This is a genomic window from Chitinophaga dinghuensis (assembly GCF_003259435.1).
Lineage (GTDB): Bacteria > Bacteroidota > Bacteroidia > Chitinophagales > Chitinophagaceae > Chitinophaga > Chitinophaga dinghuensis.
Map to the genome: position 1 here is coordinate 1,146,597 of NZ_QLMA01000001.1, position 19,710 is coordinate 1,166,306.

Annotated in this window: 21 protein-coding genes; 18 read left to right on the top strand and 3 right to left on the bottom strand. The window is 41.6% G+C overall.

Features of this window, described 5'->3' with window-relative positions; all coding sequences use genetic code 11:
* Positions 1-63 precede the first annotated feature (63 nt).
* Positions 64-699 (top strand): orotate phosphoribosyltransferase, encoded by a 636-nt coding sequence (pyrE, locus tag CLV59_RS04695; RefSeq protein WP_111590831.1) that lies wholly within the window; start codon positions 64-66, stop codon positions 697-699.
* Positions 700-749: 50 nt separating this feature from the next.
* On the top strand, positions 750-1,121 hold the full coding sequence (locus CLV59_RS04700; RefSeq protein ID WP_111590967.1) for a heavy-metal-associated domain-containing protein: 372 nt from the start codon (positions 750-752) through the stop codon (positions 1,119-1,121).
* A gap of 103 nt (positions 1,122-1,224) precedes the next feature.
* On the opposite strand, the gene CLV59_RS04705 is transcribed toward CLV59_RS04700, so the two are convergent.
* Positions 1,225-1,680, bottom strand: a complete 456-nt coding sequence (locus CLV59_RS04705; protein WP_111590832.1) for an LEA type 2 family protein — start codon at positions 1,678-1,680, stop codon at positions 1,225-1,227.
* Positions 1,681-2,074: 394 nt separating this feature from the next.
* Here CLV59_RS04705 and CLV59_RS04710 point away from each other — a divergent pair, with 394 nt between their 5' ends.
* Positions 2,075-2,704 (top strand): WbqC family protein, encoded by a 630-nt coding sequence (locus tag CLV59_RS04710; protein WP_111590833.1) that lies wholly within the window; start codon positions 2,075-2,077, stop codon positions 2,702-2,704.
* Between the two features lie 244 nt (positions 2,705-2,948).
* Positions 2,949-4,352 carry a type III PLP-dependent enzyme domain-containing protein gene (locus tag CLV59_RS04715; RefSeq protein ID WP_111590834.1) on the top strand — a complete coding sequence of 468 codons (1,404 nt, stop codon included), beginning with the start codon at positions 2,949-2,951 and terminating at the stop codon, positions 4,350-4,352.
* 421 nt (positions 4,353-4,773) lie between these two features.
* Here CLV59_RS04715 and CLV59_RS04720 read toward each other — a convergent pair whose 3' ends face one another.
* Positions 4,774-5,652 (bottom strand): hypothetical protein, encoded by an 879-nt coding sequence (locus CLV59_RS04720; RefSeq protein WP_111590835.1) that lies wholly within the window; start codon positions 5,650-5,652, stop codon positions 4,774-4,776.
* A gap of 184 nt (positions 5,653-5,836) precedes the next feature.
* Positions 5,837-6,277, bottom strand: a complete 441-nt coding sequence (locus tag CLV59_RS04725; RefSeq protein ID WP_111590836.1) for an Hsp20/alpha crystallin family protein — start codon at positions 6,275-6,277, stop codon at positions 5,837-5,839.
* A gap of 239 nt (positions 6,278-6,516) precedes the next feature.
* On the opposite strand from CLV59_RS04725, the gene CLV59_RS04730 reads away from it, so the two are divergent.
* From CLV59_RS04730 to CLV59_RS04795, 14 genes are all read left to right on the top strand, one after another.
* Positions 6,517-6,930, top strand: coding sequence for a BrxA/BrxB family bacilliredoxin (locus tag CLV59_RS04730; protein WP_111590837.1), 414 nt, complete (start codon positions 6,517-6,519; stop codon positions 6,928-6,930).
* A 123-nt stretch (positions 6,931-7,053) separates the two neighbouring features.
* Positions 7,054-8,358, top strand: a complete 1,305-nt coding sequence (locus CLV59_RS04735; RefSeq protein ID WP_111590838.1) for a prolipoprotein diacylglyceryl transferase — start codon at positions 7,054-7,056, stop codon at positions 8,356-8,358.
* Between the two features lie 9 nt (positions 8,359-8,367).
* The gene (locus tag CLV59_RS04740) at positions 8,368-8,793 is read left to right on the top strand and encodes a hemerythrin domain-containing protein (RefSeq protein WP_111590839.1); all 426 of its coding nucleotides are present in this window, start codon (positions 8,368-8,370) and stop codon (positions 8,791-8,793) included.
* Between the two features lie 227 nt (positions 8,794-9,020).
* Positions 9,021-9,821, top strand: a complete 801-nt coding sequence (locus CLV59_RS04745) for a DUF2167 domain-containing protein (RefSeq protein WP_111590840.1) — start codon at positions 9,021-9,023, stop codon at positions 9,819-9,821.
* Between the two features lie 357 nt (positions 9,822-10,178).
* Positions 10,179-12,650, top strand: coding sequence for an outer membrane beta-barrel family protein (locus CLV59_RS04750; protein WP_111590841.1), 2,472 nt, complete (start codon positions 10,179-10,181; stop codon positions 12,648-12,650).
* A 314-nt stretch (positions 12,651-12,964) separates the two neighbouring features.
* The gene (locus CLV59_RS04755) at positions 12,965-13,531 is read left to right on the top strand and encodes an RNA polymerase sigma factor (RefSeq protein ID WP_111590842.1); all 567 of its coding nucleotides are present in this window, start codon (positions 12,965-12,967) and stop codon (positions 13,529-13,531) included.
* Positions 13,531-14,088 carry a hypothetical protein gene (locus CLV59_RS04760; protein ID WP_111590843.1) on the top strand — a complete coding sequence of 186 codons (558 nt, stop codon included), beginning with the start codon at positions 13,531-13,533 and terminating at the stop codon, positions 14,086-14,088. The genes CLV59_RS04755 and CLV59_RS04760 overlap by 1 nt, the downstream gene beginning before the upstream one ends.
* Entirely contained in the window at positions 14,072-15,157 is a 1,086-nt protein-coding gene (locus CLV59_RS04765) for a hypothetical protein (protein WP_111590844.1), read from the top strand. The genes CLV59_RS04760 and CLV59_RS04765 overlap by 17 nt, the downstream gene beginning before the upstream one ends.
* A 62-nt stretch (positions 15,158-15,219) precedes the next feature.
* Positions 15,220-15,942 (top strand): head GIN domain-containing protein, encoded by a 723-nt coding sequence (locus CLV59_RS04770; protein ID WP_111590845.1) that lies wholly within the window; start codon positions 15,220-15,222, stop codon positions 15,940-15,942.
* Between the two features lie 67 nt (positions 15,943-16,009).
* Entirely contained in the window at positions 16,010-16,501 is a 492-nt protein-coding gene (locus CLV59_RS04775; RefSeq protein WP_111590846.1) for a YajQ family cyclic di-GMP-binding protein, read from the top strand.
* 73 nt (positions 16,502-16,574) lie between these two features.
* Complete coding sequence (locus CLV59_RS04780) at positions 16,575-16,826, top strand: type B 50S ribosomal protein L31 (RefSeq protein WP_111590847.1); 252 nt, start codon at positions 16,575-16,577, stop codon at positions 16,824-16,826.
* 70 nt (positions 16,827-16,896) lie between these two features.
* Positions 16,897-18,078 carry a putative sugar nucleotidyl transferase gene (locus CLV59_RS04785; RefSeq protein WP_170137646.1) on the top strand — a complete coding sequence of 394 codons (1,182 nt, stop codon included), beginning with the start codon at positions 16,897-16,899 and terminating at the stop codon, positions 18,076-18,078.
* Positions 18,079-18,099: 21 nt separating this feature from the next.
* Positions 18,100-18,861 carry a triose-phosphate isomerase gene (tpiA, locus tag CLV59_RS04790; RefSeq protein ID WP_111590849.1) on the top strand — a complete coding sequence of 254 codons (762 nt, stop codon included), beginning with the start codon at positions 18,100-18,102 and terminating at the stop codon, positions 18,859-18,861.
* Between the two features lie 132 nt (positions 18,862-18,993).
* Positions 18,994-19,590 (top strand): 2'-5' RNA ligase family protein, encoded by a 597-nt coding sequence (locus tag CLV59_RS04795; protein ID WP_111590850.1) that lies wholly within the window; start codon positions 18,994-18,996, stop codon positions 19,588-19,590.
* Positions 19,591-19,710: the final 120 nt, after the last annotated feature.

A 19,710-nucleotide genomic window follows, 5' to 3' on the forward strand; every position in this document is an offset into this window, starting at 1 on the left:
GAATTAATTCAGATATGATATGCTGGAATAATTACGAATTAAATCGATAATTTTGGCGCTTGTATGACTAAAATAAGCGAAAAACAAGTTGCAGAAAAGCTGCTGCAGGTGCAGGCAGTAAAGTTGAGTCCGGCCCAGCCTTTTACCTGGGCGTCTGGCTGGAAATCTCCCATCTACTGTGATAACAGGAAGATATTATCCTATCCATATGTAAGGGATTATATCAAATCCGAGTTATGCAATGTGGTATTCGAAACTTTTCCGGATGCTGCTGTAATTGCGGGTGTAGCCACTGCGGGTATACCTCATGGCGCACTGGTAGCCGATCAGTTGAAGCTTCCATTTATCTATGTTCGTTCCAAGCCGAAAGAACATGGAATGGGTAATCAGATTGAGGGCGTATTGCAGGCTGGTCAGCAGGTAGTTGTAGTTGAAGATCTTATTTCTACTGGTAAAAGCAGTCTGGAAGCTGTTCAGGCTATTCGTGCTGCTGGCGGAGAAGTAGTGGGTATGGTATCGATCTTCAATTATGGCTTTGATGTAGCAGTAAAAGCATTTGAAGCGGCGGGAGTGCCTTTCCACTCTCTGAGCAACTACAATGCGATGATTGCCCTGGCAGAAGAGAAGGGAATTGTAAGTGCAGATGAAATTGCTACTTTACAAGCCTGGAGAGCTGCTCCGGATCAATGGGGTAAATAGTCGATATATATATAGGCTTTTTTGTATATTGGATGCGTAAATCTAACAATATGCGTACGTTAAAATTAGTTCTGGTCCTGATGCTGGCAACCTTCGGCATTGCAGCGGCCCAGCAGCAGAAGTCTTTGGCGACAGTCAAAATCAATACGCCAACCGTTCAGTGTGAGTCTTGCAAGAATCGTATTGAAAGATATTTGTCCCGCGAAGAAGGGGTACAGTCTTCCAAAGTAGATTTCAAGAAACATGTTACTACGGTGAAATATTGGACCGACAGAACGAATGTGGAGAATATCAAAACTGCGATTGCCAATTGCGGGTATGATGCAGACAATGTAACTGCGAATACTGAGTCTTACAATAAGTTGCCATTATGCTGTAAGAAGCCGGAAGATGGTGGCGGAATGGACCCGAAAAAGCACTAAATCGGGGATAATTCCCTAAAAATATAAAAATCCCCCTTCCATTTCGGAAGGGGGATTTTATTTTGATTGCCGGCATAGCCGGATATAAACAGAGGAAAAATTATCAGAAGAAGTTGAGTGCCTGTTTGGTTTCGCATTTAATAGGGAATGGCAGGTAGACGCCCCCTTTACCTATTTTACACTTACCGGTTGCTTTGATGGTTACTTCTTTATTGGAGAAGGCAGCGAAAGCATTTTTCAGCACATTACCCATATTTACTTCCAGTTTTACAGGAAAATAGAAAGTATCCTTCGCCGGAATTTGGATGATGGTATCCTGGGAGGAGTGACCTACTTCCGTATCGTCGATGAAGAGATCGAAGGAGGCATCTTTGAGTTTGAGTTGGTAGTTATTTGGATTGTAATAGGCGAGTGTCAGGCGGACTGTACTTTTAGACATGCCGAGCTCTCCCATTTCAAACCCTGCTACTCTTACAAACTGTAAATCCTTTGTTTTTTCGCAGGCGGAGGAGATTCCCCATATTGCAAAAACAATCAATATAACACGGAATATTTTCATGATGGTATCCTGTAATAAAATTTCACCAAACCTAATTCAAAGGAATTGTATCACAAAGGAGGGGAAAGTTTTTAGGAAACAATTAACGAAGGGGAGGCAATAAGTAAATTTTATTATTTATATAAAAAAAGCCTGTTTTTAGGGAAAACCGTTATCTTTGAAATCTCCGCACAGGTCGCTAAAAATCAATTCGTAAGCGACTAATTTCTTTAGTATTTTTGCATTTTTGAAAAGATTCCGACTTTAAGTAAAATACTAACAACATTAGCATATTTATTTATTTTCTATGATTTGTCAGTGAGTTACTTAAAGTGAATTATTAAGCGTTTAACTTTAACTAACAGTAGTGCCCGGGAGCTAGATTTTCGGGTACGGGAGCCTAAATTTTGACAACATGTCAGTGAATGAAAATAACTCAACATTATTAATTGAATCACAGTATTTTCCATCAATTGATTTTTACAGCACATTAATTGAGCACGACATATTGCAATTGGAGAGATATGAGAACTACCAAAAGGTGACTTACCGGAACCGTTGTTATCTGGCGGGGCCAAATGGGAAAATGATTTTGAGTGTTCCTTTGACGAAGGGGAAAAACCAGCGGACGATTATGAAGGATGTTCGGATTAGTAATGAAGAGAGATGGCAGTCGCTCCACTGGAAAACGCTTGTGTCAGCTTACCGTCGGTCTCCTTGGTTTGAATATTACGAGCCGGAGCTGGAGGCATTGTATGAGAAGCAGTTTGATTTTCTGATTGACTGGAATATGGCTTGTTTGGAATGGGTGAATAATAAACTGGGTATCCGTCAAACAATATCATTTACAGATGGTTATCAAAAGGAAGTACCTGGTGTAACAGATATGCGTGACAAATTAATTCCCGGCGAAGTACTACATCCTGAAATTCAATATCCACAAGTATTTGAAGACCGTACCGGATTCATTCCTGGTCTCAGTATCCTGGACCTGCTTTTCTGCGAGGGAAAACAGTCGATCGAAATCATTAAATCGTCAAAATAAAATATTAAATAATCTTATTTAATTAACTGACTTATAATTGTTTGTATATTTGCGGTTTGCTCGGTAGTGATTTTGCAAAAAAATTACTGCAGCAATCGACAAAATATTTAGCTTTGCAACCAATTTTGCTGGGGTTCAAACTGACGTAGGTGTGTAAACCAGGAGTTTTCCAGCGAGGAAAAGGAGCATTTATCCTGAAGTTTAAATTTTATTACTCATTCCTAAAATTCATTCTCAGCAGTAAATGAATAGCACCTACACAGACCTCGTTAAGCAGACTTTTGAATTTCCTCAGGAAGGATTCGATGTAAACGATAACTACCTGGAATTTAATGGTCTGAATATTAAGGCGTTGATCGACAAGTACGGGACACCATTCAAGCTGACTTATCTGCCCAAAATTGGAATGCAGATTAACAAGGCCAAGAAGATGTTCAATGATGCCATCAAGAAGAACAGGTATGACGGACAGTATTTTTACTGTTATTGTACCAAGAGTTCGCACTTTTCTTTCATTATGGAAGAAACCTTGAAACACGGCATCCACATCGAAACTTCTTCGGCATACGATATTGATATTATCAATAAACTGTATGAACGTAAGAAAGTGACAAAAGAAACCTACGTAATATGTAATGGTTTCAAAACCAAGCCGTACACCAGGGCTATCTCCAAATTGATCAATTCAGGGTTTAAGAACGTAATCCCTGTTCTGGATAATAAAGAGGAACTGGAGGAGTATCAGAAGAACATCAGAGTCACGAAAGAGAAGGTGAAGCTTGGTCTTCGTATAGCTGCAGAGGAAGAACCTACCTTTGACTTCTATACTTCCAGGCTGGGCATCCGCTCCAGAGATATTCTGGAGTTCTATGTAGACAAACTGAAAGGTAACCAGAAGTTTGAGCTGAAAATGCTTCACTTCTTTATGAATAAGGGGATAAAGGATGATATCTATTACTGGAGTCAGTTGAACAGATCTATCAACCTTTACTGCCAGCTGAAAAAAATCTGTCCGGAACTGGATAGTATCAATATCGGTGGCGGATTCCCGATTAAGCACTCCCTTGGGTTTGACTATGACTACAATTATATCGTTAACGAGATTGTAGCCAATATCAAAGCCATGTGTAAGAAAAACAAGGTGCCGGTACCAAATATCTACACAGAGTTTGGCTCCTTCACCGTGGGAGAAAGCGGCGCAGTTATCTATAGCGTGGTAGGTGAAAAAATTCAGAATGACCGTGAGATCTGGTACATGATCGACAGTTCATTCATCACCACACTGCCAGATACCTGGGGTATTGGGGAGAAATTCCTGATGCTGCCCATTAATAAATGGGACCAGGAGTACCAAGAGGTGCATCTGGGAGGTATTACTTGCGACGGGTATGACTTTTACACATCTGAAGAGCATATAAATGCTGTGTTCCTGCCTAAGCAGAATGAAGGTAAAGAGCCGCTGTATATCGGTTTCTTCCATACCGGCGCTTATCAGGACCAGCTCAGCGGTTATGGCGGTATCAAGCACTGTTTGATTCCTTCGCCTAAACACGTGATCGTTGGTTATGATAAAAACGGTCAGCTGAAAGATTGGCTCTATGCGAAAGAGCAGAGCGCTCAGAGCATGTTGAAGATTTTGGGTTATTAAAATAATGGGTTAGTAATCCTGCAAGCCTCCCGATTTTTCGGGGGGCTTCTTTTTTATAGCCATCTAAAGGGCATAAAAAAAGGCTTTCATGAAGAATGAAAGCCCTATCACGGCATAGGTTAGATCTAGATTATTTCTCAGTATAAGGACAATAGGAATATTTTAAATATTTTCTAACAGTACAAAGGTACCGCGAGCCGGAATTACTGGTAAGCCCAAAAAGTTGTAATTTTTATAATACGACAATAATATGGTGAGGGTGAACGTTGTCGGCCAAGAAGCCAGGCAGTACTGAAAAAAGTGGATAATGAAGCGATTTTTTTGATCTTGGGACACTCAAATACTAACGCAAATGCTCACACTTCCGTGTAGTATTATGCAGTAAAAGTCAACACTGGCTGTTTTTTCGCTCAAAAGCATACTATTTTAGCGTATTGATCGGTTTGCGTGGCTCCTCCTTCGTTTTCTCCTCATCTTTGGATTCATTCAGGTAATCGATCGCAATCGCGCATTCCTTTTCTATTTCCGTAAAGCAGGCTTCCAGCAATTCGAGTTCTCCGTTATTAAAGGCATTTTTACCAGATCTGGAGAACCCTTTTACCAGGAGGAAATGTTTGGTGAGATGTTGATTGATGAGAGACAACTGCTGTTTTTGCTGTTGGAGCGTACGTCTTCGTTCCATGGCCATGACATTCTTATAGTACATACCCATTGATCTGATCATGAACAGCAGGTAGACAGACATTACTATCGGATTGGAAACAAACTGAAAAGGTCTGGAGAATCCGGAGGCAACATACACTTCAATGCCATGTAGTTTAATATATGCAACTGCGCCAAGATATAATATAATAACCAGCGACCAGATCAGGGAGGTGGTCAGATTAACTGTGATATAGCAAAGCAGCACGCTCATCATCCAGATGGTGGCGTATTTCGGGCTGACGTCCTGGTTATTGAAGAAGGAAGACAGTAATGGCATGAAAAGCGTCGTCATGGAAGTGAGCGTTCCCACAATTCGGGCAGACAGCCCTTTGCGCAACAGCCACAGGCAGATGAACAACATGCCCATCATGAAGGGAATCAAAGTTAGATTCACTTCATTAACAGTAATTAATGCCATAAGTCCCACCGGAAGGAGAGACAGGCAGTAAAAAAATATGTAGTCAAACAGGAGTTTTATTTTCGCCTGTTCGTACAGGTCATGGGTACGGTTAACCACATCTGCAATAGCTGCATTTTCTGCACGGTAATAAATGCTCTTGATGAATAGCCAGGTACCCCTGAAGAATTTGATCATTACTTCAAGCTTAGATAAAGCAAATTATTGCATAAAATCCATGCGGGGATTCAACGTTTGTGTGAATTATACACGATTATAGTAGGAGAGGGGCCATAAAAAAGGGCCGCATTACTGCGACCCTTTTGCTTTCTAAACCCCCATTTCGATAGTTCTTTCCTACGAAATCACTATTAACTAACCCTTATTCAACTACGATTGATTTAGGTGCTTCCTGTGTATTTTCCTTTTTAGGGAGTGTTACTTTCAGGATACCATTGTCATATTTTGCTGCGATTTTCGCAGTATCGATCGCTTCACTGATGGTGAAGGAGCGTTTGAATGATTTGAAAGAGAACTCACGGCGAACCTGCTTTTCGTTCTCATCTTTTGTATCTGCTTTTTTCTCTGCGCTGATGGTTAAAGCCTTGGCGTCTGCGTTAATTTTAAAATCTTCTTTATTAAATCCAGGTGCTACTACATCCAGTACAAAACCTTCTTTGGTTTCTGAAATGTTTACCGGAGGATGTGCTGTGAAATAATCGTTGGTGAGAAAATCGTCTTTTGCAATTTTATTCCAGCCGTTGTTTAAAATATCACCTACCAGTCCATTGATGCTTCTTGGTCCGAATGTTACGTGTGTCATAATCTTTCTTATTTTTTTGGTGTTAATTCTAATTTTGTTTTACACCTGATACAGATCAAATGGGATACCATGCCAGTTAAACTGCTATTTTGTTAGTAAAATAGTTACAGATTATGCCATTATGTCTGTTTGATTGTTTGTGAAGTGTCAAAAAGTCTACCTTAGGGTTCATTTTTTTACATTTTGGATAGCAATGATTAACTTTGTTGGAAATTTCAACTAAAAAAAACTGTTATTATATGTATCCAGCGGAATTAGTACTGCCTAGAAAGGCTGAGCTGACCGATTACGGTTTTGAAGAATTATTGACGAAAGCACAGGTAGACGACACATTGAAACAAGCAGGTACAACCCTGGTGGTGATCAACTCTGTATGTGGCTGTTCCGCAGGTACAGCACGTCCGGGCGCGCTGATGGCGGTAGCTCACAGTGAGAAAAAGCCAGACAGACTGACTACCAGCTTTGCGGGTTTTGACCTGGAAGGTGTGGCAGCTGTTCGTGAGCATCTGTTACCTTATCCTCCGTCTTCTCCGGCAATTGCCCTCTTCAAAGATGGTCAGTTGGTGCATTTCATCGAACGTCATATGATTGAAGGTCGCTCTGCTCAAATGATTGCGGCAAACCTTGCAGATGCGTTTGAACAATATTGCTAACCTAATCTTAAGAAATTTGAATTCTTAAATTCAAATTTGCTACGTACTTTGGTGGTTTGATTTTCCTTTAGATAAATTCGGCTTTGTTCATAGGAAAACTCAGATCACCAATTTTTTTTGGCTATGTATCCTAATTTATATTACGCTTTTAAGGACCTGTTCGGCCTGGAAATCCCACTTCTCAAGTTATTCCAAACCTTTGGATTCTTTGTTGCCATTGCTTTTCTTGCTGCCGCCTATGTATTGACCCAGGAGCTGAAGCGCCGTGAAAAACTGGGCTGGCTGAAAGGGGTACAGGAAAAAGTACTGGAAGGACAACCCGCTACTAATCCGGAAATAATTGTAAATGCCATCGTAGGTTTTATCCTTGGTTTTAAAATCCTTGGTCTTTTCTTCCAGTGGGATACTGCTATGCAGGATTTCCAGGGGTATATTATGTCCGGGCAGGGAAGCTGGCCGGCGGGTATATTACTGGCTGCCGCATTTGGTGGATATAAGATTTACAAAAGACAACAGACTATAAAGAATACGCAGCAGAAAGAGAAAATCGTTACCGTGATGCCGCATCAACGGGTGCCTGACTTTACGGTGATGGCTGCTATTGCGGGATTGATCGGTGCAAAAATTTTCCATAACCTGGAAAACTGGAACGATTTCATTGCCAATCCGGTGGAAGCGTTGCTTTCCTTCAGTGGTCTTACTTTCTACGGCGGTCTGATCGTAGCTGCAATTGTAATTATTAATTATGCCCGCAAAAAGAAAATCAATATCAGACAGCTGATCGACAGCGCTGCTCCGGCACTGATGCTGGCGTATGGTATTGGTCGTATGGGTTGTCATTTCTCCGGAGATGGCGACTGGGGTATTTATAATAGCGCCTATGCTACGGATAGCGTAGGTAAAGTAGTGAAAGTAGCTCCTGCTCAGTTCTCAGCGGAAGTGGAGCGGAACTCCGCCTTCTTCCTGAATCAATATCCTTCCCTGGATAAAATTCCTCATGCAGCCTTTGAAAAGCCGGCATCATTGGGTTTCATGCCTGATTGGTTTTTCGCTTATGGCTATCCGCACAATGTGGTAAGAGAAGGGGTACAAATGGCGGGTTGTGACGGTCAGTACTGCAAAGTGCTGCCTATAGCAGTATATCCGACTCCTTTATATGAAATTATTGCCTGTATCGGGTTATTCCTCGTTTTATGGGCCATCAGAAAACGCATAACCGTGCCTGGGGTTATTTTTGGCATCTACCTGGTAATGAATGGTGTAGAGCGCTTTTTTATAGAGAAAATCAGGGTGAATACCAAGTATAATATATTCGGATTCCATCCTACCCAGGCGGAAATAATTTCTGCATTGATGGTAATTGGTGGTCTGGCATTGATCTGGTATTGCCGTAAAAACAACAACAGTACAGCAACAGCAGTTTCCTGATAACGAGATATGCAAAGACATTCCACATTAGTACCACTGTCACATGAGCACAAACGACTCTTGTTTGTGTGCAGGTATTTGAAGAAAAATGCCGCTTCCTATGAGGGGTTCCCTTTGGAAACGCAGGCCAAATTTGAATATGTAGTACGCATATTCCAGGAAGTGATGGTGCCGCACATCCAAAAAGAAGATCATTTATTTGAGAAGTGTTTCGGTAAGAATGCCAGTATTGACGCAGCTATCGCTGAACTACAGGCAGAACACCGTGTTATTTCCGGCATGTATGCAGTGTTGGCCGACAGCGCCAACCTGGAGGAGGACATGGACATCCTGGCCAACAGCCTGGAGGCTCATATCAGAAAAGAAGAAAGAGTATTTTTTGAACAATTGCAAAAGGAACTTCCGGATGTACTGGATAGTATCCGATTTGAATAGTATTCCTGTATATATATATTACAGCAATAGAAAATTTGAGAAACGACATCATTTGATGTCGTTTTTTTTATGCAATTAGAAATGCATTGAACGTGTTATTACTTCTGTTACCAAATTATCTACCTTCATTCTAGCACTTATTAACCGCAAACAATTCACTAAATTCTTTTTGTAGCTTTTCCATTGTTCCATTAATCCACGTTTTTATTAATGCCAATTTTATAAGTATGCATCGTATTTGCTGGGTTTTTTGTTTCCTCATTATTCATTCTACCGCTTTTGGTACCGGTATAGATTCCGCTATATCCCATTTTAAATGGCAACATAAAGAACAGGTATTACCGGAAGGTATAAAGATGTCTGTTCCCGAAGGTTTTCGTTACCTGCAGCAACAGGACAGTTATGCATTGCTGAAAGACCTCTGGCATAATGAAGTGCACAGTGGGACTGTAGGTATGTTTCTGCCAGAAGATGTAAACCCAATGTCTAATCAGGCATGGGGCGTGACTGTAACCTACGAACCAATAAGGGAAGATGTTTACACCCGCATTTTTGACTATGAACATTTAATAGCAGAACGTAGAGCAGAACGACAACATCATATGCAGGTGGAGTGGCTGCTGCCTCCTCATTATGACATGGAGCATCATGCATTACATTATCCATGGATTTATAAGAAGTCGGCCGCCGATAAAGGCATTATTAATTATGAGGTAGTATTATTGACCACTCGTGGTCAGCTATGCCTGAATTTCTTCGGCGACTATGATCAGCTGGACGAAATGATGAAATATATGCCGGAACTGATAACAAGTATTCATATGCATTCCGGATTGCAGAAATATTCAGGGGCAATTGGCGCAATGGGGCTCAATGGTAAGCCCAGTTTACTGGATGCCATCTATAATAGCTGGTTATTTGTAGCCGTGATGCTATTCCTGGTATTATTTGTTTATGGTATGCAGTATTTTCATAAACGTTACACCCCCTCCAGGCCAAGAATAATAGTCGATGCCAGTTTAAACTAACATCTCCCGAAACCACATATATTATTATATAACAGAAAGGGATCGCCTGCCATCGCAGGTGGTCCCTTTCTTATTTTATGCAGTTTTCTTCTATTATAGCTATTGAATACCCTTTAAGGTTGTTTTGCGACAATCTTAATTTTTTTTCAAAAGGTTTGAAACATACCTGATTATCAGTCGTCTTCCTGTCATAATCACAAACTTTACCAATCATCCCTGTCTACAGACCGTTTGTGTAAAACTATGTACTATGCAATACATAATACCTACTTTTACACTGTAGTTGTTAAACTACTGTAGTATATAAACCAAGGATCTTTAAACATTCTAAGTACTAAATACCTAAACCGCCCATATATGAAAGCAACTTTTAAAGCGATAATGTTGACAACCAGTGTTATCTGCGCTGCTTTAAGCTCTCATGCTCAAAACAACACCAAAGTAACCGGCAGTGTGAAGCAAGCCGGAGATAAACCTGTAGAATTTGCCACTGTAACCCTTCTCAAAGCCAGCGATTCTTCCCTTGTAAAAGGAGCGGTCGCCGACATTAACGGTAAGTATGAATTCGAAAATATCAAGCAAGGAAAATATATTATTGCTGCCGCCTTTGTTGGGATGAACAAAGTGTACAGCAATAGCTTTGACCTTAAAGGAACTTTTGCAGCCCCTCCATTGGTACTGACTACCAATGCCAAAAATCTGAAAGCAGTAGACGTTACTGCCCGCCGGCCTTTCATCGAACAGAAAATGGATCGCCTGGTGGTAAATGTTGAAAGTAGCATTGCTACTTCCGGCGGTACTGCCATGGAAGCCCTGGAAAAATCTCCCAATATCACTGTGGATAAAGATGGTAACATCTCTATGAAAGGTAAAGGGGGAGTGGTTATCTTGATTGACGGTAAACAAACGAATATGTCTTCTTCAGATGTGGCAGAACTGCTGAAAAGCATGCCAGCTACCTCTCTGGACCAGATTGAACTGATTTCTAATCCTTCCGCCAGATATGATGCTGCCGGTAATGCAGGTGTCATCAACCTGAAACTTAAGAAGAACACCAACTTCGGAACAAATGGTAATGTAACAGTAGGTAGCACTTTCGCCACTTATCCTGGTTATAATGCCAGTCTGAATCTGAACCACCGGAATGCTAAATTCAATGTGTTCGGATCATTAAATAACAACTATCGTCATACCAGACAGAATCTGGGCGTATACCGTTCCCGTGAAGAAGATAAAGGTATGCAGGTGTTCGATCAGAATAATCTGATGGATAACGAATCCAAATACCTGGGTGCCAGAGTAGGAGCAGATTATTTCATCAATAAGAAAAATACGATTGGGGTACTGGTGGATCTGACCGGCCGCAATCAGGAGCTTCCTAATAATGGAATTACCAAAATGGGATATGGTAGTGTGGTGGATTCCATCCTGAATACCAATTCCTCGAATTCAAGTCGCTGGAGAAAAGGTGGCTACAACGTGAACTATCGTGGTATTCTGGATTCTACAGGGAAAGAATTGAACATTGACCTGGACTATGCGAGAAATACTGATGCAAGACCTGCCGACATCCGCGCTTTAACTACTGATGCGCTGGGAAAACAAACTTTCAGTTCAGATACTTCCCGTAATAATCAACAGTCCAGTATTACCATTAAGACGGCGAAAGTGGATTATGTGCAGCCGTTGAAAAATAAAGCTAAACTGGAATTGGGTGCTAAAAGCAGTTTCGTGACTTCTGATAACGATGCGCGTTTCGACTCTTTACGTACCAATAACTGGGTGGCAGACACCATGCGTTCCAATCACTTTATCTATAAAGAAAATGTGAATGCGGCATATGTGAACTACAGCCAGCAGTTTGATAGATTGCAAGTGCAGGTGGGACTTCGTGCGGAGCAGACAAATGTTTCCGGTACCTCTACTTCCCTGCGTAAATCTCAGCAGGGCGCTATTAAGAATGATACCAGCTACTTCAATCTGTTTCCAAGCGCGGCCATGAGTTACAAACTGAATAAGAGCAACAGTTTCGGTCTTAGTTACAGCCGTCGTATTCAACGTCCGAGCTATGAGGATCTGAATCCCTTTGAATTTTATATCGACAGATATACCAAACAAGCTGGTAACCCTTATCTGAAGCCACAGTATTCCAACAATTTCGAGTTGTCTCATACTTTTAAGGATTTCCTGATCACAACAGTAGGTTATATCCATACAAAAGATATGATGATGCGTATACTGGAAGCAGACAGAGACCCGGCAACAGGTGATACTACCGTATTACGTTACAAATACATGAACGTAGCAAAATCTGATAACCTGAGTTTGAGTATTGCTGCACCTTTTCCGATTACCAAATGGTGGAACAGTTACACCACGATGTCTGTCTATTACAATGCTTACCAGGCATACGTAAACGACAACCATGTGAATATGAATGCAGTAGGTTATTTTGGTCGTACGCAGCAGACATTTAGTCTTACTAAAACCCTGACTGTAGAAGCGGCTGTGTTTTATCTGTCTCCACAGATCTCTGATAACGAGTTATTCCGTATGAAGTCTATGTGGAGTCTGGATTTGGGTTTACAGAAGAAAGTATTGAAATCAAAAGGTACTATCAAGCTGAATGTAACCGACTTGTTCCGTACCCAGTATTTCAGAGGATCATTTGATAATGCGGGTATGTCTACCGCCATTCACAACACTTGGGATTCAAGACAGGTAAGACTTTCCTTCAACTATCGTTTTGGAAATACAAATGTAAAAGCCGCCCGTGATCGTAGAACAGGCTTACAGGATGAGCAGAATCGTGTAAAGGGAGGCAATTAATCCGCGTACCAGGAAAGGTTTTTTAGGTATATATAAGGATGGAAAAGCGCGGTTTCAATGTTTTTGGACCGCGTTTTTTTCATTTCGTCACAGAAAACAGGAAGTTGGTGGAATTTGGCCGATGTTATAGGGAGATTGACGTTACATTTGAAAAAAAATATCTTGCTTATATAAGATCCCGATTGTCTATATAGTATACTGATATTTAATAATGTAAGTCACAAATACGCTCTGGGTATTGCTGATAAGAGACCCTCCCGCCCGAAAAAATAATTCTGGAGCGTGCAACCTTTCATACAATCATTGTCTTTATAATGAAAGCATCAGAAAACACCTTGAATCAAACGTTATTAGCCGAGAATGTGGTAGACCGCTGCAAGAAGGGGGACGTTCGCGCATTTCGCGAGCTGTACGATTCCTACTCCGCAGCAATGTATAATATTTGTCTTCGTATGACCAATCACGTTAGTGATGCAGAAGATATCTTACAGGAGGCATTTATACAGGTCTATCGCAGTATTGAGAAGCTGGAACGTGGCGCCAGTTTGAGTGCCTGGATCAAGCGAATTGTGGTAAATCATTGTCTGAATTATCTTCGCAAAAAGAAAGTCTACTTCGAAGAAGTGGAAGATGTGGAGGTATCAGAGGATAACGGGGTAGATGAAGTGCAGTTCAGTTGGACGGTAGCCGCGATTAAAACGGCTATAGACACACTTCCTACAGGATATCGGACGGTGCTGAATCTTTATCTTTTTGAAAATTATTCCCACAGGGAAATAGCAGAGATGCTGGGAATATCCGAATCGACTGCGAAAACGCAGTATATGCGGGCAAAAGAGAAGGTGAGACAGATTGTAAATCAGCAAAACTTAATGAATTAATGTCGGACAATTTCGAGCAATTTATTCAACAAAACAGGGCGGCCTTTGAGCAGCCCGGACCATCGCCCAGGATATGGGATGCGTTGGAGAAGGAACTGAGTAAGAAGGAAGAAAAGGGCCGGGTAGTAAGAATGTTGTCATCAAATTGGTTTAAAGCAGCCGTGATAACATTATTATTAATCAATGCAGGGGTATTGTTCCTCTTTGTAAAGCACAAGCAGTCCCGTAGTGACGTAGCGCTGATGATTCCTGAGATGCAGGAAGCGCAGGTATATTATAGTTCCAGGATTGAAGCCAGATTGGATTCTATCAAAACTTATCCGGCAGGTGAGTTGGGATTGGACAGTTCCGCCTTAAAGGAATTGGAGCTGAAAAATGAGACATATAAAATGCTCGAGAAAGAGCTGAAAAATAATCCTGGTAATGAAAGAATCCGCGCGGCCATCATCAGGTACTATCAAATGAAATTGGATCTACTAGACAAAATCCTGGAAGAGATGCAGGCCAAACATGCAGTTCCGGGTGATTTAAAAAAGCAATATGAAGAGAAAATTTAGTTTCCTATTATGCCTTTTACTTCCCCTCCTTGCACTGGGAAATACCGGGGACGAAGCCTTCAAGAGAACAGAAGTTAAAACCTACAGTGTATCTAATGGCGCACAATTGAAAGTGAGCAATAAGTATGGACAGATAGTTATTCACACGTGGAACAAAAATGAAATAAAGGCAACAGTAACGATCACCGGTTTTGGTAAAAGTGATGCAGAATCGCAGAATATTGTAAGTTCTGTGAGCATCAGCGGTAAGCAGGTGGATAACAGCGTATCACTGAGTACAGACTACAATCCGGGTGGTTCTGGTAGTCGCTGGTTTAACTTTGGAAGCAATAAGAATTCTAAAGATTATGTGAGTATAGATTACGACATCTATGTTCCGCAATCGTTGCAGATGGCATTTTTTGACAACAATTTCGGAGATCTGGTTGTGGGAGACAAGATTACATTTCCTATTAAGTTCACGTTGAATTATGGTAATTATGATATCCGTGATGCAGGAGATGTGCAACTGACAGTAAACTATTGTAGCAAGGGGCGCATAGGTAAAGCAGGAGCGGTTAATCTGAGGAGTAATTACTCTGATATGAAAGCAGAAAGCATCCGTAGTTTGTCGGCCGTCTCTACTTACAGTACTTGTGCAATTGGCGCTGTGGGAGATGCAACCATTAAAGCTACTTATGATGATTATAAGCTGGAAGATGTAGGTAGCCTGAATCTGGTGGGTACTTATACAGATGTAGTGGCAGCAGGATTACGGGAAGATCTGACCGCGACATTAACTTACGGCGATTTGAAAGTACGTAAGATAGCCACAACATTCAAGGGTGCAAACATTCGTATGACCTATTCAGATGCGAAGTTGACTTTTGCCCGCAGAGTGCCTTTACAACTGGATTTTCACTTCGTATATGGCGGTATTAAAACCGGCAGTATGGAATTGAAAAATGTAATTTCAGACAAGAAATCTGTTAAATGGGACTATACCGCCCTGGCTAATGGAGGAACAGAGCAATCGCCTAAGATCAGAGCCTCTGGTACCAATGGAGATATCTCCATTGATGTAGAATAAAGTACAGCATACCCTTACCATTTTAGACATAACCATTCTAAATCCTTTAAGTATATAACGTCATGAAAAAATTAACTGCTATTAGCCTGGCATTCATAGCTGCCATCGTATTATTATCCTCATTCAAAACCTGGAATGAGCGGGTAAAAGGAAGCGGTGTTGTGAAGACAGAAGACCGTAGTGCTGGGAAGTTCACCGGTATTGCCACCAGTGGTATTTTTAAAGTGGAGCTGACACAGGGAAATTCAGAAAGTATCAAGTTAGAAGCGGAGGATAATATTTTACCGATCATTGAGACGAGAAACACTAACGGAACGCTGGAAATTTTCATCAAGAAAGGATACAATATTCAGACGAACAAAGACATTAAGGTATTCATCACCATGGCGGAACTGAAGAGATTATCGCTGAGCGGCGCTTGCAAAGTGACTTCCACCAATAGTTTCAAAGGAGATAAGCTGAATATCGACCAAAGTGGCGCCAGTGTAGTGAAACTGGACGTAGCGATGAGTAACCTGATGTTGGCATTATCTGGTGCTGCAGTAGTAGATTTATCTGGTAAGGCTAACAGTATGAATATTGGCGCGAGTGGCGGATCTCATATTCGTACCACTGGTCTCAGCACTGAAACCGTAAAGATTGGATCTTCCGGTGGATCTGAGATTGAAGTAAACGCGGTGAAGTCGCTCACAGTAAGCTCATCCGGCGGTAGTCAGGTAAAATACAAGGGTACGCCTGAGGTTCAGCAATCCCTTTCAGGCGGAGCCAGTGTGAGCAAGTACTAGAGATAATGACCAATTTCTTTATATTTGCCGCTGTAGAAAGCAGCTTATATACTAAAAATTGTCAATTATGCCGTCCTTTGATATTGTTAGCAAAGTAGATTTACAGACGTTGGATAATGCCATCAATACTGTAAAGAAGGAGATTACGACCAGATATGATTTTAAGGGTTCACATGTCAGCATTGAGTTAAATAAGAAAGACCTGAAGTTGACGGTAGAAGTGGAGAGTGATATGAAACTGGCTCAGGTGATTGATGTGTTGATCAGTCGCAGTATGCGCCAGGGATTGGATGCCACTATTTACGACCAGAGTAAGGAGCCATATCAGAGTGGAAAAGTTTACAAACAGGATATAATGGTTCGTAATGGCATCAAACAGGAAGATGCGAAGAAAATCGTGAAGTTGATCAAAGATTCGGGATTAAAGGTACAGGTCGCTATAATGGACGATATTGTTCGGGTGACAGGCAAAAAAATTGATGATTTACAGGATGTTATACAACTTTGCCGCAATGCAAACGTGGGTATACCATTACAATACATCAATATGAAATCCTGATTTTTTTAGAATAATCTTTTGAGTGTTTAAGAAAAAGTTTTACCTTTGCACTCTGTATTTACAAAATTTTGATATGAAACAGGGAATCCATCCAGAAAGTTACAGATTTGTGATATTTAAAGATATGTCAAACGGACACAGCTTTTTAAGCCGTTCCACTGCTCCTTCTAAAGAGACTGCTACGTGGGAAGATGGTAATGAGTATCCGTTGATTAAGTTGGAAATTTCCAATACTTCTCACCCTTTCTACACTGGTAAGAATGTATTGGTGGATACTGCAGGACGTATCGATAAATTCAACAAACGCTACGCTAAAAAAGCATAGTAGTTTACGAAAATATTTTTTTTGGGGATCCCATCGGTTTAATCGATGGGATTTTCTATTTTTAGCCATTATGGAGCGTAATTATATACTATTCGACACGCCCGTACGTGAGTTGTTATACCCCTTTACCCATACCAGGCCTATTGCCGAATGCAGAGTGGGGATCCTGAAGATCCATGAGAAATGGGAGCGATGGCTAGGAACAGAGGTCAGTCATTTCACCGTACAGCATCTGCAGGAAAAGTACCCTTTGAAGCAGGGTCATGAATCTACTGTCAACATATTGATTAGCGGGCATTTATTGCCTGATGCCGAACTGGTAGCCGCCATAGAAGCGTTGTTGCCGGATGAGGAGTTGTATGTTGATAATCGGCTGGTGGCCAAGGTAATCCATGGGAAGGAAGTGCATATGTTGCCTGCCCGAGCCCGGAAAAATTATTCCGGGAAGGTATTGGGAATTCATAAACCCTGGGATATTTTTGTGCTCAATGACCGGGCTATCAGGGATGATTTTAAGGCATTGACAGCAGGAAGGGAATCGGCGCCATTGCCGGAAGGGAATACTGTGGTGAATGGATCTGAAGTCTTTATAGAGCCTGGAGCCGAAGTACATTGCAGTGTATTGAATGCGTCTACCGGACCGATATATATTGGAAAGAATGCCATTATTATGGAAGGGAACCTGATAAGGGGGCCATTTGCCATGGGAGAGCATTCGGTTTTGAAGATGGGGAGCCGTATTTATGGCGCCACTACTTTGGGGCCGCATTGTACTGGTGGTGGAGAAATGAAGAATACCGTGATGTTTGGTTATTCCAATAAGGGGCACGAAGGTTATATCGGGGATGCTGTTATTGGAGAATGGTGTAATCTGGGAGCGGGTACAAATTGTTCCAATCTGAAGAATAATGCCTCTGAGGTGAAAGTGTGGATGGAAGCCCTGGCAACAGTGGCTGGAGCGGGGACCAAATGTGGGGTATTGATGGGAGATTACAGTCGGACAGGTATTGGTACCTTATTGAATACAGGAACTGTAGTGGGTGTTTCCTGCAATATATTTGGAGGAATTATGCCCCCTAAGTATGTAGGTTCTTTCAGTTGGGCATTGGGAGAAGGGATGACTAGGTACAGGAAAGAGGAAGCATTGAAAGATGCGGCTGCCTGGATGAAGATGAAAGGCCAGGAAATGGGGAATGCTGACAGAGCGGTATTACAGCATTTATACCAGGAAACGGCGCATGTGAATCTTTGACATTACAATCACGATAATTATATGAGAAAAAAAATTGTAGCAGCGAATTGGAAGATGAACCTTACGCTGGCACAGGGAGAACAACTGATTAATGATATTCTGGCGGCGGGTATCCGTTTGGCAGAAGGGCAGGAAGTAGTGATTTCTACTCCTTTTCCATACCTGGTAAAGGCTAAATCGCTGCTGAAGAATTACCCTGGATTTTATGTAGGTGCTCAGAACTGCTACAGTGAGAAATCTGGCGCATATACCGGCGAGGTGTCTGCGGAGATGCTGCAGTCTATCGGTGTGGATTATGTAATCCTGGGGCATTCCGAGAGAAGAGAATATTTCCAGGAGAGCAATGAAATGCTGGCGAAGAAAGTAGATCAGGCATTAGCATTTGGTCTGAAGCCAATTTTCTGTTGTGGAGAGCCTTTGGCTATTCGTCAGGCAGAAACGCAGAATGCTTATGTAGCGAAGCAACTGGAAGAAAGTCTGTATTACTTAACGGAGGAGCAGCTGAAGCAGGTGGTTATTGCGTATGAGCCAATTTGGGCTATTGGTACTGGTTTAACGGCTAGTGCAGCGCAGGCGCAGGATATGCATGCATTTATTCGTTCTCAGATTGCAGCGAAATATGGCCGTGAGGCGGCGCTGTGCATGTCTATCTTGTATGGTGGTAGCGCGAAACCAGGCAATGCGGAAGAGTTATTTGCATGTCCAGATGTAGACGGTGGATTGATAGGAGGAGCTTCATTAGTGGCGACAGATTTCGCTGCTATTGTTAGCAAACTTGCTTAATAAATTGAAAATACGCAGCTTATATATAGTTGCGTATTTTTTTAGTAAAAAATGCTAAAAAAATTAGTATTTCTGAAAAATGGGTGTATCTTTGTATTGTCATTCTAACACGGAGATTTAAAAAAACTGGTTATGAATACGAATATTGAAAATACAGAGGTATTATTTGATTATTTAGTAGTAGTAAATCCTGATGTATTAGTAACGAAGGATATCCTTCGCATCAGGCAGTTTATTGGTCGGGAGATAGGGGAAGAAGGAATGGTAAATGCTGCTGTTCAGATTCCGTTATTCCGTTCAGTTTTCCCGGAGCGTTTTCAGGATGCTTTTATGGGAGTATTGGAAGATGTAGCGAGACAACAGGCTGGCTTTGCGGTATATACATCGCGAATCGACAGTTTGGTACATGAAGATGGCAGGAGTAGCATTTTTATTAATGTGGCTAATCCTAAACCGATGATGGATTTGCAACGGCAATTGTTGAAAGGTTTTGAGATGGCGCCGCAGGATTATCGTCCGCATATCCTGGTAGCGGGTCGGGTACAGCATCCTGCGTTGGCGGGTTTTCTGCCGCAGATTTCTCAGCAGATGTTTGTACGCAGTTTTAACTGTCACTGTTTCAGTTTATTAAAGCGTCCGGCAGCTGGAGGAAAATATGAGCGGGTTAGAGACTTTGTGTTTGGGGATATTGAGCATATGGTCGGTTCTCTGTTTAACTATGCCGCATAAATGGCAGGGTGGAGCAACCGAAGTAATTACAGGATGAATCGTAATAGCTATATACCTTAGAAAGGACTGTTTGATTTACCTCAACCTGGATATAGGGCACTTCGTCTTTTGACCTGATCT

Excerpts from the sequence above, each read along its gene's own strand:
- CLV59_RS04755 (WP_111590842.1), top strand. The coding sequence starts at position 12,965 with ATGAAAGCATCAGAAAACACCTTGAATCAAACGTTATTAGCCGAGAAT.
- CLV59_RS04780 (WP_111590847.1), top strand. The coding sequence starts at position 16,575 with ATGAAACAGGGAATCCATCCAGAAAGTTACAGATTTGTGATATTTAAA.
- CLV59_RS04715 (WP_111590834.1), top strand. The coding sequence starts at position 2,949 with ATGAATAGCACCTACACAGACCTCGTTAAGCAGACTTTTGAATTTCCT.
- CLV59_RS04765 (WP_111590844.1), top strand. The coding sequence starts at position 14,072 with ATGAAGAGAAAATTTAGTTTCCTATTATGCCTTTTACTTCCCCTCCTT.
- CLV59_RS04710 (WP_111590833.1), top strand. The coding sequence starts at position 2,075 with ATGTCAGTGAATGAAAATAACTCAACATTATTAATTGAATCACAGTAT.
- CLV59_RS04725 (WP_111590836.1), bottom strand. The coding sequence starts at position 6,277 with ATGACACACGTAACATTCGGACCAAGAAGCATCAATGGACTGGTAGGT.
- tpiA (WP_111590849.1), top strand. The coding sequence starts at position 18,100 with ATGAGAAAAAAAATTGTAGCAGCGAATTGGAAGATGAACCTTACGCTG.
- CLV59_RS04730 (WP_111590837.1), top strand. The coding sequence starts at position 6,517 with ATGTATCCAGCGGAATTAGTACTGCCTAGAAAGGCTGAGCTGACCGAT.
- pyrE (WP_111590831.1), top strand. The coding sequence starts at position 64 with ATGACTAAAATAAGCGAAAAACAAGTTGCAGAAAAGCTGCTGCAGGTG.
- CLV59_RS04750 (WP_111590841.1), top strand. The coding sequence starts at position 10,179 with ATGAAAGCAACTTTTAAAGCGATAATGTTGACAACCAGTGTTATCTGC.
- CLV59_RS04775 (WP_111590846.1), top strand. The coding sequence starts at position 16,010 with ATGCCGTCCTTTGATATTGTTAGCAAAGTAGATTTACAGACGTTGGAT.
- CLV59_RS04745 (WP_111590840.1), top strand. The coding sequence starts at position 9,021 with ATGCATCGTATTTGCTGGGTTTTTTGTTTCCTCATTATTCATTCTACC.
- CLV59_RS04740 (WP_111590839.1), top strand. The coding sequence starts at position 8,368 with ATGCAAAGACATTCCACATTAGTACCACTGTCACATGAGCACAAACGA.
- CLV59_RS04795 (WP_111590850.1), top strand. The coding sequence starts at position 18,994 with ATGAATACGAATATTGAAAATACAGAGGTATTATTTGATTATTTAGTA.
- CLV59_RS04760 (WP_111590843.1), top strand. The coding sequence starts at position 13,531 with ATGTCGGACAATTTCGAGCAATTTATTCAACAAAACAGGGCGGCCTTT.
- CLV59_RS04770 (WP_111590845.1), top strand. The coding sequence starts at position 15,220 with ATGAAAAAATTAACTGCTATTAGCCTGGCATTCATAGCTGCCATCGTA.
- CLV59_RS04785 (WP_170137646.1), top strand. The coding sequence starts at position 16,897 with ATGGAGCGTAATTATATACTATTCGACACGCCCGTACGTGAGTTGTTA.
- CLV59_RS04720 (WP_111590835.1), bottom strand. The coding sequence starts at position 5,652 with ATGATCAAATTCTTCAGGGGTACCTGGCTATTCATCAAGAGCATTTAT.
- CLV59_RS04700 (WP_111590967.1), top strand. The coding sequence starts at position 750 with ATGCGTACGTTAAAATTAGTTCTGGTCCTGATGCTGGCAACCTTCGGC.
- CLV59_RS04705 (WP_111590832.1), bottom strand. The coding sequence starts at position 1,680 with ATGAAAATATTCCGTGTTATATTGATTGTTTTTGCAATATGGGGAATC.
- CLV59_RS04735 (WP_111590838.1), top strand. The coding sequence starts at position 7,054 with ATGTATCCTAATTTATATTACGCTTTTAAGGACCTGTTCGGCCTGGAA.